This window comes from Mangrovibacterium sp. (genome assembly GCF_059905295.1).
The window spans coordinates 1-13,757 of sequence record NZ_JBZQJF010000101.1; the positions used below are offsets into that span (position 1 = coordinate 1).

General features: G+C 46.6%; 11 protein-coding genes. 7 read left to right on the forward strand and 4 right to left on the reverse strand.

Annotated elements, in window-relative coordinates:
- A partial coding sequence (locus AC37HE_RS05395) for a PaaI family thioesterase (protein ID WP_500781766.1) occupies nt 1-386 on the forward strand: 386 nt, incomplete at its 5' end.
- Between the two features lie 67 nt (nt 387-453).
- On the opposite strand, the gene katG is transcribed toward AC37HE_RS05395, so the two are convergent.
- From katG to AC37HE_RS05410, 3 genes are all read right to left on the reverse strand, one after another.
- Nucleotides 454-2,679, reverse strand: coding sequence for a catalase/peroxidase HPI (gene katG / locus AC37HE_RS05400; protein WP_500781767.1), 2,226 nt, complete (start codon nt 2,677-2,679; stop codon nt 454-456).
- 291 nt (nt 2,680-2,970) lie between these two features.
- The gene (locus tag AC37HE_RS05405; RefSeq protein ID WP_500781768.1) at nt 2,971-4,050 is read right to left on the reverse strand and encodes an Ldh family oxidoreductase; all 1,080 of its coding nucleotides are present in this window, start codon (nt 4,048-4,050) and stop codon (nt 2,971-2,973) included.
- Nucleotides 4,051-4,186: 136 nt separating this feature from the next.
- Nucleotides 4,187-4,945 (reverse strand): SDR family oxidoreductase, encoded by a 759-nt coding sequence (locus tag AC37HE_RS05410; RefSeq protein WP_500781769.1) that lies wholly within the window; start codon nt 4,943-4,945, stop codon nt 4,187-4,189.
- A 113-nt stretch (nt 4,946-5,058) separates the two neighbouring features.
- Between AC37HE_RS05410 and AC37HE_RS05415 the strand changes: the two genes are divergently transcribed.
- The 5 genes from AC37HE_RS05415 (at nt 5,059) to AC37HE_RS05435 (ending at nt 10,324) form a co-directional block, all read left to right on the forward strand.
- Nucleotides 5,059-6,096, forward strand: coding sequence for an AIR synthase-related protein (locus tag AC37HE_RS05415; protein WP_500781770.1), 1,038 nt, complete (start codon nt 5,059-5,061; stop codon nt 6,094-6,096).
- Nucleotides 6,097-6,819 carry a bifunctional demethylmenaquinone methyltransferase/2-methoxy-6-polyprenyl-1,4-benzoquinol methylase UbiE gene (gene ubiE, locus AC37HE_RS05420; RefSeq protein WP_500781771.1) on the forward strand — a complete coding sequence of 241 codons (723 nt, stop codon included), beginning with the start codon at nt 6,097-6,099 and terminating at the stop codon, nt 6,817-6,819.
- Between the two features lie 194 nt (nt 6,820-7,013).
- Entirely contained in the window at nt 7,014-7,793 is a 780-nt protein-coding gene (porT, locus tag AC37HE_RS05425) for a type IX secretion/gliding motility protein PorT/SprT (RefSeq protein ID WP_500781772.1), read from the forward strand.
- A gap of 58 nt (nt 7,794-7,851) precedes the next feature.
- Nucleotides 7,852-9,405 (forward strand): NAD(P)/FAD-dependent oxidoreductase, encoded by a 1,554-nt coding sequence (locus AC37HE_RS05430; RefSeq protein WP_500781773.1) that lies wholly within the window; start codon nt 7,852-7,854, stop codon nt 9,403-9,405.
- 448 nt (nt 9,406-9,853) lie between these two features.
- On the forward strand, nt 9,854-10,324 hold the full coding sequence (locus AC37HE_RS05435; RefSeq protein ID WP_500781774.1) for a hypothetical protein: 471 nt from the start codon (nt 9,854-9,856) through the stop codon (nt 10,322-10,324).
- Here AC37HE_RS05435 and AC37HE_RS05440 read toward each other — a convergent pair.
- Nucleotides 10,310-11,083, reverse strand: a complete 774-nt coding sequence (locus AC37HE_RS05440; RefSeq protein ID WP_500781775.1) for a TrmH family RNA methyltransferase — start codon at nt 11,081-11,083, stop codon at nt 10,310-10,312. The two genes, AC37HE_RS05435 and AC37HE_RS05440, sit on opposite strands and share 15 nt — an antisense overlap.
- A 230-nt stretch (nt 11,084-11,313) precedes the next feature.
- Here AC37HE_RS05440 and tamL point away from each other — a divergent pair, with 230 nt between their 5' ends.
- Nucleotides 11,314-13,608, forward strand: coding sequence for a translocation and assembly module lipoprotein TamL (tamL, locus tag AC37HE_RS05445; RefSeq protein WP_500781776.1), 2,295 nt, complete (start codon nt 11,314-11,316; stop codon nt 13,606-13,608).
- Nucleotides 13,609-13,757 lie beyond the last annotated feature (149 nt).

The following is a 13,757-nucleotide window of genomic DNA, read 5'->3' on the forward strand; positions in this document are numbered from 1 at the left end:
ACCCCAACGGATTTCAGTTGAAAACTTATCTCATGGGGGACGAGACCATTGCCCATTTTACGCCTGGCGAACAATATACGGCGATTCCCGGAAGTGTGTATGGCGGCTTAATCGCCTCGTTGCTCGATTGCCATGGAACCGGATCGGCAGCTGCTTTTATCTGCCAGGCTGAAAACATCCCGATGGAGGCACCAATTCCGGTTCGGTGTGTGACTGCTTCCTTGAAAGTTGACTTCAAAGCCATGACACCCATGGGCGTTGAGCTGGAATTGAAAGGTAAACTTCGTAGTCTCGAAGGTCGTAAAGCCTGGGTCGATCTGACCCTGACAGCCAATGGTACGCTTTGCGCGACGGCCGAGATGCTGGCTATCCGCTTGAAAGATTAACCACTAAAAAGCTCCAATCTCAAGGTAGAGATCGGAGCTTTTTTTTTGCTATTTCGTTTAATCCGATTTATTTAAGCTCAAACCGGTCGAGCATCATTACTTTGTTCCAGGCAGCAACAAAGTCTTTGACAAACTTTTTCTTCGCGTCGGAACTACCGTAAACTTCAGCCAATGCACGCAGCTCGGAGTTGGACCCGAATACCAGGTCGATGCGGCTGGCAGTCCACTTCAGCTCGCCGGAGTTTCGGCAGTGCCCTTCGAACAGCTCACGCTCTTCTGAAGTCGGTTTCCAAATTGTGTTCATGTCGAGCAGATTTACAAAGAAATCGTTGGTCAGCGTACCGGGCTTATCGGTGAACACGCCATGTTTCGAATGATCGAAGTTGGCATCGAGTGCACGCATACCTCCAATCAGTACGGTTAATTCCGGTGGCGTTAAGGTCAGCAATTGTGCTTTGTCGATCAACAGTTTCTCTGCCGGGACAGTATACTTCCCTTTCAGGTAGTTGCGGAAGCCATCAGCAATGGGTTCCAATACCGCGAAGGACTCGATGTCGGTTTGTTCCTGTGAGGCATCAGCACGTCCCGGAGTAAAGGGAACTCTCACTCTGACACCGGCATCTTTAGCTGCTTTTTCAACCCCGGCACAGCCTGCCAGGACAATCAGGTCGGCAAGTGAAACCTTTTTCTTTTTGTTGGTTTTGTTGAAACCTTTTTTCACCTTCTCGAGTACTTCCAGCACTTTGGCTAGTTGTTCCGGTTGATTGACGTCCCAGTCTTTTTGCGGGGGCAGTTGAATGCGGGCACCGTTGGCACCACCACGTTTATCGGAACCCCGGAATGTTGAGGCTGAAGCCCAGGCTGTAGAAACTAATTCAGGGATCGTTAAGCCTGATTTCAGTATTTTCTTTTTGAGGTCTTTGATATCGCCCGAACTGATCAGCTTGTACTTGACTGCCGGAATCGGGTCTTGCCAGATTAATTCTTCCTTGGGAACTTCCGGTCCCAGATAACGGGCACGTGGCCCCATGTCGCGGTGAGTTAATTTAAACCAGGCACGGGCAAAAGCATCGGCAAATTCTTCCGGATTTTCATAAAAGCGGCGTGAAATTTTTTCATAGATCGGGTCGAAGCGCAACGATAAGTCGGTCGTCAGCATCGTTGGCTTATGCTTTTTCGAAGAATCGTGGGCATCCGGAATCACATCATCAGCATCTTTGGCCACCCATTGGTGAGCTCCTGCCGGGCTTTTTGTCAATTCCCACTCGTATTTAAACAGGTTCTCGAAGAAATAATTGCTCCATTCTGTTGGAGTGTCAGTCCAGGTAACTTCCAGTCCACTGGTAATGGTGTCACCACCTTTGCCGGAGCCAAAACTGTTTTTCCAGCCGAGACCTTGCTCTTCCATTGGTGCTGCTTCGGGCTCGGGACCCACATGGGCAGCATCACCGGCACCGTGGGTTTTCCCAAAGGTGTGTCCACCGGCAATCAGGGCAACGGTTTCTTCATCATTCATCGCCATGCGGGCAAAAGTTTCCCGGATATCTTTAGCGGCAGCAAGCGGATCAGGATTACCGTCCGGCCCTTCCGGGTTCACATAGATCAATCCCATTTGGACAGCTGCCAGCGGGTTTTCCAGGTCCCGTTCTCCTTCGTAGCGGCTGTCCGGCTTTTCGCTGGTTGCCAGCCACTCTTTTTCAGCACCCCAATACACATCCTGCTCGGGCTCCCAAACATCTTCACGTCCTCCGCCAAAGCCAAATGTTTTGAAACCCATGGATTCCAGGGCAACATTACCGGTGAGGATGATCAGGTCGGCCCAGGAAATCTTTCTGCCATATTTTTGTTTGATGGGCCAAATCAGACGACGTGCTTTATCGAGGCTCACATTGTCGGGCCAACTGTTCAGGGGGGCAAAGCGCTGCTGACCGGCACCGGCACCACCACGGCCATCGCCTGTTCGGTAAGTTCCGGCGGCATGCCAGGCCATCCGAATGAAGAAAGGACCATAGTGTCCAAAGTCAGCCGGCCACCATTCCTGAGAGTTGGTCATTAGTTTTTTTAGATCTTTTTTTACAGCAGCCAGGTCCAGTCTTTTAAATTCCTTCGCGTAGTTGAATTTTTCTCCCATTGGATCTGACAAGGATGAGTTTTGCCGAAGAATATTCAGATTTAATTGATTCGGCCACCAATCTTTGTTGGAAGTTCCTCCGCCTGAAGTGTGCGAGCCGATATGGCCGGTAACAGGGCATTTGCTTTCACCATTGCTCTGAGCTTGTGTTTGATTGTCCATATTGAGAATTTTAAGTTTAGATACTACCCTCAATTACGAGAACTAAAATCAAGGGTTAATTGAATTTTTTGATTGTGGATAATTGGTATCTATCTCACTTACTTACAAGTTCTGGTATTTTACAATAAATTACAAGTGAACGGAGTAAAAGAAATATTAAGCTTTTAGAATTACCCGGAAGAGCTTGAAACAGGCCGAATATATGCTATTGGAAGGTGACGGCAGGAGTAGTGGTAAAAAGAAAAGGCTCCCTTATTGGAAGCCTTTCAGATCGTTTATCGTTGCGTTGAATTATTTCGGATCGAATGTCAAGCCGAATTTATCAGCCAGTGATTTCAGGTCTTCGATAACAGCCTGTTGAACGGGAACTCCGTTTTTTAAGCGTTCTGCTGTCATTTCTCGCTCCGGGTCACCCGGAACTAATACGCGTTCATGTCCTTCGGCCACTTCAGCATTGTGGAAGGTTTTGATCCAGTTGTCCATGTGCGCTTTAAACTCGTCAGCCGGACGGAAGGCATCAACCCGCCATGCACCAACAAAGTGACCGATACCTTCGCCTACCGGGTTTGCCGGAGGATCGAGGAAGGCCACAAACGGAGGTACCCAGGGGCCATAGTTCGCACCCGACAGAACAGCAGAGAAGATATCAACCATGGAGCCCAGGCAGTAGCCTTTGTGTCCACCATGCTGGCGATCGCCTCCCAGTGGCAACATCGATCCGCCTTGTTTCAAAATGGTGGGGTCGGTAGTTGCATTACCGTCTTTGTCCTGTGCCCAGCCGGTTGGCATTTCTTCACCTTTACGCTGTAATACTTCCAGCTTGCCGTTAGCAACGGTGGTTGTCGCCATATCGATCACCAGCGGTGGCTCGGTTGCAGCCGGGATAGCTACGGCAATGGGGTTTGTTCCCAGGTAGCGGCTTCTTGAGAAAGTAGGAGATACCAAAGGGCTCGCATTTGTCAGGGCAAAACCAATCATATCTTCTTCCAGGGCAAGCATAGCATGAAAACCGGCGATACCAAAGTGGTTCGAGTTTTTCACAGCCACCCAGCCACTACCGGCAGTTTTGGCTTTTTCCATCGCGATGCGCATTGCTTCAGGAGCCGTAACGAGGCCAAGGCCCAGGTCACCGTCCAGCACGGCTGTTGATGGTGTTTCGTGCACGATCTTCATGTTGGGTGTCGCGTTCAAACGTTGTTGTTCCCACAAGCGAATGTAACCGCTCAGTCGGGCAACACCATGCGAGTCAACACCGCGCAAATCGGCTTGGTTTAAACAGTTGGCTGCAACCTCTGCCTGCGCTTCGGGGCAACCCATTTTTAAAAATACCTGTTTGGTAAATTCTTTTAAGTATGATGCAGATATCGTCATTTTTATTCCGGTTATACAGGAGTCGTGAGTAACAAAATGTGTTAGATTCTTAAATCTTGTTTGCTATTGGGCATCAGGTTTCGGATGACCTCAGCTTTTCTTTCTTTACGAATTACGCACGACTCGTTACACATTCCTATTTACGTACAAAATCGCGGGCCGAAGCTTGTGCTGTCGGCATAATCAGCAGATCGTCAATATTGACATGGGCCGGGCGCGAAGCCATGAACCAGATGGTTTCAGCAATATCCTTAGCTGTTAACGGGTCGAACCCTTCATACACTTTTGCGGCTTTGGACTCGTCGCCTTTGAAGCGTACCAGCGAGAACTCAGTTTCGACAGCTCCCGGACAGATGGTGCTCACTTTAATATTGTGTTGAGCCATCTCAATGCGCATGGCTTTGCTGATGGCAGAAACGGCATGCTTTGTTCCGCAATAAACCGATCCGTTTGGATAAGCTTCTTTGCCGGCAATCGACGACAAGTTGATGATGTGTCCTTTTTGTTGCTCAATCATCCATTTCGATACCGGTTGGGTGATGTACAGCAAGCCTTTCACGTTGGTGTCGATCATCTGTTCCCAGTCGGCAACATCAGCACTGGCAACAGGGTCTATTCCGGCAGCCAGACCTGCATTGTTAATCAATAAATCAATTTTGCGCCATTCAGCAGGAATAGATTTCAAAGCGGCATCCACTTCCGATTTTACGCGAACATCAAAGTTCAGACAAAGAACCTGGACGCCGTTTTCTTCTAATTCTTTTTTGATGGTTTCCAACCGTTCAGCACGACGGCCGGTCAAGATCAAGTCGAAGCTGTTTTTTGCCAGTATCCGGGCTGATTCCAGTCCGATTCCTGCTGTTGCTCCGGTAATTAAGGCAATTTTTTTTGTCATATCTACTTGAATTGAATTGGTCAGAGGTAAATTAAAATTTCCAAACACTATGGAAAAGTCATCTACTTGACTATTTTTGTTATCTATTATATACGCTTTAAAACAAAACCATTATGGCTGAAGTGACTGAAAATAAAGAGGTATTCTCAATCGATCAGATTGAAGAGCCCAAAGATATTCATGAAATTGTTTTTAACCTAATGGTGAATCCGAATTTGGCCCCGGTAAACTATTTTAACGATTTTAGTGACGAAGGTGTCCAATTGGAAAGTCTGGCAAGCGATGATACCGATGATGCCGGTATTTTTACAACTGACAGTGGAGAGCTGATGTCGATGACAACGCATGCTTTCCATCATCATTTGGAACGCGACCCCAAGAAGGCCACTGAGATTTTGATCAGTCGTGCAGCCCGCCGGATGATCTGTTTTGGAGCGAAACCTCAAGCTGTTAGTGCATTCCTTTACCATATTAATATTGCTGATCCGAATGGACAGTTTATTGCTTCCGGAGCCAAAAAGGGCCTGGAGAATGCAGCCGAAAAGTTCGGAATTAAGGTGTCGGACCGCAAGATTCGTTTTGACTATTTCTCGAATCACGGGCCGGTTTTGCCAACCATCATTATTAGCATGATGGGAAGTGTGAAGGATAAAGAGAAAGTATTAACGCACCAGTTTAAAGCGAAAGGGAATAATATTTTCGTATTAGGTAAGTCGTACGAATGTATCAACTCGTCGGAATACCTGGAGTTTTACCATGAAGTAGGAGACTCGCCACTGCCGGTTTTCGACCTGGATGTGGAAGTGAAGTTGCACGAGGTAATGTGTGGGTTGATCGGGAAAGGCCTGATTACTTCGGCCAGCCCGGTGGGAAAAGGAGGCTTGTTCTTCTCGATGATGCGTGCCGGCATGCCGGTTGGTTTAGGCTTCGATATTACCACGGATGCTGAAATTCGACGCGATGCCTTTTTGTTTGGCGAGGCCATGGGGCGCCTGATCGTGGGTGTGCCGCAGGAAAAAGCCGATGATTTTGTGGACTACATGCAAACAACGAAAATGCCCTTCTTCACCTTGGGACATATTACCCGTGGTGAAATCCGGATTGATGACGAATCATTCGGTTTTATTGATAAAATGAATCCATTAGCTTAAATGACTGTATCTCCGTATCAGGGTTCCGAGAAAAATAAAAAGCAGCAGGTCGAGCAGATGTTCGACAATATTGCTCCCAAATATGATTTCCTGAATCATTTTCTGAGTTTGGGTATTGATAATTTATGGCGAAAGAAAGCCGTTCGTATTTTGAAAGGCTATCAGCCTGAAAGTGTGCTGGATGTTGCCAGTGGTACCGGCGATTTTGCCATTGCGACCTCGAAAATTGCTCCCCAAAAGATTGTTGGTTTCGATCTTTCGGAACAAATGATTAAGGTAGGTGCCGAGAAGGTGAAAAAGCTGAAGCTGGATCACCTGATCAGTTTCCGGAAAGGCGATTCCGAAAATATGCCTTTCGACGATGCTTCGTTCGATGCGATAACCGTGGCCTTTGGAGTGCGGAACTTTGAAAACCTGGAAAAAGGCTTGCAGGAGTTTCACCGGGTACTGAAGCCGGGTGGGGTAGCCATTGTTCTTGAGTTTTCGAAACCGAAATACTTCCCGTTTAAACAGCTTTATAAGTTTTATTTCTTTCACATTTTGCCGCGCTTAGGGGGACTGATCTCCAAAGATGCATCGGCTTACAGCTATCTGCCCGAATCGGTGATGGCCTTTCCTGATGATCAGGATTTCCTGAATATTCTGAAGAAAACAGGTTTTGCCGAGAGCCGCCAGTGGCGGTTGACTGTGGGAATTGCGACCATCTACCTGGGACGGAAATAATACCTTTTTATGTACTCGTTTACACCGTAAAAGTCGATGGTGTTATGCCGGTAGATATTTGGGACCCAATAAAGAACGAAGTGAATTTATTGGGTATTTTCAAATACTGACCGGTGTAAATCTTCTTTTCAATACAGGTTGAACAATATTTTAGACAAATTCTTGTTTTGAATAAGAATGCAAACGTGTATCCTTTGAAAAAACAACTATTCATCATCGTATTTATGACGCTTGGCCTGACGGGTTTCGGCCAAAAGCCTCATGTCTTGAATCTAACAAACTTCGATAATAAAAAGATTCACTTTGGTTTTTCGTTGGGAATGAACGTTCAGGACTTCCGTTTGTCGCATTGGGCACCCATTGGAAATAATCCTCAGTTTAGTGAAAAGGTTTGGAATAATGCCGATGGTGGTGAAGTTACTGCGGCTGATACCGTTCGTTCGGATATTGCCACTTTAAACCCGGGATTGACTGTTGGTGTTGTTACGAACATTCGCCTGGGAGAATATTTTGACCTTCGCCTGTTGCCCGGCCTTTCTTTTGGCGAGCGTCGTTTGGTGTATACTAAGAACGGCCAATACTTACCTGTTTACGACATTTACGGCGGAAATACCGATATCCAATATGTGAGTATAAAGTCCACCTATATTGATTTACCTGTTTTGGTGAAATACAAGTCGAGCCGGCTCAACAATCAGCGTCCCTATATTATTGGCGGCTTTGCCTATCGGCTCGATATTTCAAAGACGGGAGAGGATGATTTGCTGCAGCCTAAAAGAGGCACTTACTTCCTGGAAGCCGGTGTCGGGTTGGACAGCTATTTGCGTTTTTTCCGCTTTTCAACGGAATTCAAAGTTAGTATCGGTTTAAATAATTTGGTAGGTGATCAGCCAAAGGAACAACGCACTTATTATTCCGACGCGATCAAGAGCCTTTACTCCCATATCTTCACGCTGAGTTTCCATTTCGAATAATTAATACCTCATTTTTCAGCTTTTATCCTACTTTTGCGGTTTAGTTATTTGATTTTGAATGAGGAAAGATTTCAACTTATCGTTATCGCCAAAGCAGGCATCCGATGAAACTTTTTATCGACCGGTTATCGCGTCAAAACTAGGTGTTGACCCCGAAGAGATTACTGCTATCGTCGTTCGTCGTCGTTCGATTGATGCCCGCCAGCGCCAGATTAAAATTAATTTGGGAGTCGCTGTCTATTTGGGTGAAGAACCACAAGCTGAGTATAAAACCTACGAGTACGGAAATGTTGCGGGTAAAACTCCTGTTGGCATTGTTGGTAGTGGCCCGGCCGGCTTGTTTGCAGCTTTGCGCCTGATCGAACACGGGTATAAACCAATCATTTTCGAACGTGGTAAGAATGTGAGCGATCGCAAACGCGATATCGCGAAAATTCACCGCGAGCATTTGGTCGATCCGGATTCGAACTATGGTTTTGGCGAAGGCGGAGCAGGAACTTTCTCAGACGGCAAGTTGTACACCCGTTCCAAAAAGCGCGGAAGTGTTGAGAAGATCCTTGAGGTTTTGGTGCAGTTTGGTGCCGATCCGCAGATTTTGATTGATGCACACCCACACATCGGAACCAATAAGTTGCCGGGGGTGATTGCCCGCATGCGCGAACAAATTCTGGCAAGTGGTGGTGAGATTCATTTCAACAGCCGCGTTACCGATTTGATTCTGAAGGACAGTGAATGTCGTGGTGTGGTGCTGAACGATGGTCAGCGCGTTGAATGTGCAGCGGTGATTTTAGCCACGGGCCACTCGGCACGCGATATTTATGAAATGCTCTACCGAAACGGAGTTAACCTCGAGGCCAAGTCGTTTGCTGTAGGAGTGCGTATTGAGCACCCGCAGCCGTTGATCGACTCCATTCAATATCACCAACCCAACCGCGGGCTGTATTTGCCGGCAGCAACTTACTCGTTTGTCGAGCAGGTAAACGATCGCGGCGTGTATTCTTTCTGCATGTGCCCGGGCGGATTTATTGTTCCTGCTGCTACAGCTCCGGGCGAGCTGGTGGTTAATGGCATGTCGCCTTCACAACGCAATTCACCATTTGCCAATTCAGGTTTGGTGGTTGAGGTTCATCCCGAAGATTTGCGCGAGTTTCAGCACTATGGTGTTTTTGCCGGCCTCGAATTTCAGAAGTCGGTTGAGCAGTTGTGTTTCCAGTTGAACGGACACACCCAGTTTGCTCCGGCACAGCGCATCAGCGATTTTGTGGCGGGGCGGAAGTCGGCCGACCTGCCGGAAACATCTTATCATCCGGGATTAATTTCTTCAGCCTTACACGATAAATTACCCAAACGGATCAGCTCGCGTTTGCGGGAAGGTATTCAGCAAATGGATCGTAAAGCCCGCGGGTTTAATACGAACGAGGGAGTTGTGGTGGGTGTTGAGTCGCGTACTTCATCGCCGGTGCGTATTCCCCGCAACGAAGATACGCTGGAGCATATCCGCATTAAAAACCTTTATCCATGTGGCGAGGGTGCCGGTTATGCCGGAGGTATTGCCTCGTCGGCGATTGACGGTGAGCGCTGCGCTGATGTGCTTGCCGAAAAGCTACGGTAGTACGTTCCTAAACGATGGCTTTTTCTTTAGCTTAATATATTACTGGCGAAAAGCCTTATTATAGTTCCAGAGAGATCCGATCTTTTTTAAGAGATCGGATCTCTTTGCTTTCAACCGGCTCTGAAAAAGGCAGAACCGCTATCTCAAATGACAGAACCGCGCGGTTTTGTGAAAAGTGACAGCGTTTCTGCGAAAAGTTGTAGCGGTTGAATGAAAAGTAGCAGCGGTTCTGTGAAAGGTGAGTGCGGTTGAATGAAAAGTTGGTGCGGTTTTGTCAAAAGTGAGAGCGTTTCTGTAAAAAGTAAAAGCGGTTGAATGATTTTGAGTAATCGCCGAGTTTTTTAGGTGTTCCGATCTGTCGTTTTATCTTCAATAGATATTGAAAAACGATCGGTTTTCGAAGCAACCTTTGAGTGTTTTTCCGATCTAACAGTTAAATACAATTTTTATGAGAACGCTTTTCACCCTGTTGGTTTCCTTGATTTTAGTTACGGCCTGTTCCGAAGATCCGGTTTTGGATGAGGCCTATTATGCCGGTAAAGAGCTCGTTATTTCTTCGGGTTTCATCGCTGGTTGGGGAGCCGGATGCGATTCGCTGATCATCAGTAACGATCAGTTTTCGTATGTTTACGGCACTAGTTTTCCCGAGCCGGAATCGATCAACAAAGAAGGAGAAGTGCTGGCTGACGATTGGAACCAACTGGTTTCGAGCCTGGATTTCGACACCTTCTGCAAAATCGATATCAATACCTGCTATGTTTGTGCCGATGGTACTGATTATTGGGTGACCGTTCGGCTTGGCGATCAAACGCATACCATTCGCTATGGACAGAATGAAAATGATTTGGCAACCATCGCGCCTGTTGCTGATTTTCTGGCACAACTGGAATTGTTGAAGGCCAAACTACTGGCCGATTGATCGTCTTCTGAATTCGGACAAACAAACGGCTGTGGCCATCGAAACATTCAGCGATTCGCTGCCGGCACCATTGGTCGCAAAGGATGGGATATGAATTTTGTCGGTAATTACCGCTTCAACTTCGGGGCTGATACCGTTTCCTTCGTTGCCCATTACCAAAACACCTTTCGCATCCAGAGATTGGCTGTAAATATTCTTGCCTTCGAGAAAAGCCCCGTAAACAGGAAGTCCCTTTTGACTGAGTGCCTTTAGGGTAGGTGCTAATTCGAGATAATGGATCTTCACCCGGAAAATGGCCCCCATGCTGGACTGGATTACTTTCGGGTTGTAACAGTCGACGGTATTTGCCGAGCATAAGATTTCGTCAATGCCAAACCAGTCGGCCAGTCGGATGATGGTGCCCATGTTACCGGGATCCTGAATGAAATCGAGGGCCAGGCTCAGCTTGTTCCCCAGCTCTTCTTCCGGATAACGAACGATAGGCATCTCAACCACTGCCAACGAATTTTGCGGTGATTGCAACAGGCTCACTTTGCGCAGTTCGCTGTCATCCACCTCAATGATTTCGGTGGCTATTTTGGCTAGCTGTGGCTGCGCATCAAAAAAAGCCGGCGTAGCGCATAGTAAACGAACTGTTAGTCCCGAATCGAGTGCTTCGGCAACCATTTTATCGCCTTCAACCAGGAAAACCTGTTCTGCATCGCGGTTCTTTTTGCGCGCGAGCGACTGGATATATTTAATCTTGTTTTTGCTTAGCATGAATGAAATTTACATTCGATTGGTAAAAATATAAAGCCTGAAAGATTTGTAAGCCTCCCGGAGTAATTATTTTTGTGTGGAGGATCGATCGTGTAAATAATTGGACAGGAGCAGGTCGTTTGCAAAAATCTTTCCATCTTTGGAAAATTACAGCCTCATTGAAAAGAACAGATACAGGGATCAATTTTATGCATCATAATTGGCAGATATATTTTAAACGGACATGGCTTGTGGCAGTGCTTGCGCTTTTGTCGGCATGCTCGGCAACCCGGTTTGTCCCCCAGGGGAGTTACCTGCTTAATGATGTTAACATCACTGTAAACAATAAGGAAATTAATAAGGAGGAACTGAAAAAGCAGATTCGACAACGGGAAAACTTGTCGATCCTGGGTTTTTTCAAGTTTAACCTGGCCATGTATAATTTGTCGTCGAAGAATAAATCGAACGACTGGTTTAAACGGATTGGGGAAGCTCCGGTTATTTACCAGGATTTTCAGACTCAACGCTCCTTGCAGCATTTGAAGGTTTATCTGCGCAATAAAGGTTTCTACGATGCTGTTGTAACGGATACTGTCATTGTGCATGAAAAGCGGCGCAAGGTCGATCTGAAGATCGATATTGTTCCCGGGACTCCCTACCGGCTGAAAACTTATACCTATCAGATTGACGATCCGAAAATAGCACCGCTGATTTATGCGGACACGGCGGAACAAACGGTTAAGGTTGGCGACATTTTCGATGTTGACCAGCTGAATGCTGAACGAACCCGACTGGCAACGATCATGAAGAATCATGGTTATTACACTTTTGCTCCCGATCATATTCAGTTTTTGGCCGATACGGCATTGAGCAACAAACAAGTTGATTTGAAAATTGAGATTGCTGATGCCGACCTAAACCAAAAATCGGACAGCGTGAAGCATCATCGGAAATTTGTGCTTCGTAATTACCGGTTCAATACCAATTTTGTTCCTCCGCAATTGACCGACGAGACAGCCGAAACTCCCTATGATACCATTTTTGAGCCTCCCTACACCTTTATCTACAAGGATAAGTTACGCTATAAGCCTAAGCTGCTGGAGAATTTGAACCGAATGAAGGATAGCACTTATTATTCGCTTCGGACAGCTGAGCGAACCTTCCGTTCATTAAGTCAGTTGCAGCAATTTCAATTGGTTAACCTGGACTTTGAGCAGGTTCCTGATTTGGGTAATGACTCCATTGGAGTGCTCGACTGTAATATTCAACTGTCGCCATTGCCACGGCAGGGCTTCTCTGTTGAGGTGGAAGGAACCAACTCGTCGGGGAACCTGGGGATAGCCGGAAATTTGAATTATCAGCATCTGAATCTTTTTCATGGCGCTGAAATTCTGAATGTAACGCTCAAAAGTGCCTGGGAACGGCAGGAAGCACTGATCTCGGAAAAGGCGCTCAGCTTTAACACGCGGGAATATGGATTGGAAACTTCGCTTACCATTCCGAAGTTCTTTACGCCCTTTAAGGCAGAACGGTTTTTTAATTACCAGATTCCGAAGACGGTACTCTCAGCTGGTTATAACTATCAGCGACGGCCGGATTATACCCGAACGATTACCAACATACGTTTTGGCTATGTGTGGAAAAGTCAACCGTTCCGTACCAACTACCTGAACATTTTTGACTGGAACTATGTGAACCTGTCAGCATTTAATGCGGATTTTATCAGTTCCATTAAGGACCTTTACATCAAGAGTAGTTTTACCGACCACTTGATTATGGCGATGAGTTATGCTTTGGTCGATAATACGCAGAATACGGAGAAGGATAATACGTACCATTATTTTAAATGGTCGATTGAATCGGCAGGCAACCTGTTGTCGGCCATAACCAAGTTGAGTGGAAAGTCCAGGTATGTGACGACAGATGAAGATACCGGCGACACCATTAGTTACTACCGGGTTTTTAACAACCGATATGCTCAATACCTGAAAACAGACTTTGAGTATCGCTACGGCTATCGGTTCGACAAGTCTAACATTGTTATTTCGCGTGCTTTTCTGGGTGTTGCTTTACCTTACGGAAACTTCGATGTGTTACCTTTCGAGAAGAAATATTTCGGTGGAGGTGCCAATGGAATCCGGGCCTGGCAGGTGCGTACACTTGGACCAGGTACTTATAAGGCACCGACAGATGCCTATCCGAACCAGTCGGCCGATATTAAGCTGGAAGGTAACCTCGAATACCGTTTCCGGTTGGTGAGCTTCATCGAAGGTGCATTCTTTTTGGATGCCGGTAATATTTGGGCCATCAATTCGAAGGACAACCGCGACGGAGCACAGTTTAAGTTTAATCAATTTTATAAGCAGATTGCCATTGGAACAGGCACCGGTTTACGCTTCGACTTTAACTATTTCATTTTTCGTTTCGACTTAGGCCTGAAGATGCGTGATCCGTCATTGCCCGCCGGTAAACGGTTTATCTGGGGTAATTACCCGCTGAACCACAATCACTTTAACCTCAACTTTGCAATTGGTTATCCGTTCTGAGTTCTTAGTTCTAAGTTTCAGGTTCCAGGTTCCAAGTTCCAAGTTTCAAGTTCCAGGTTTCAGGTTTCAAGTTGCGCAACTCACGACTCATAACAGCTTTTTGGTTTCTGCTCCCTGGTGGAATGGAGGGCCAATTTTAGTTCGAAGAG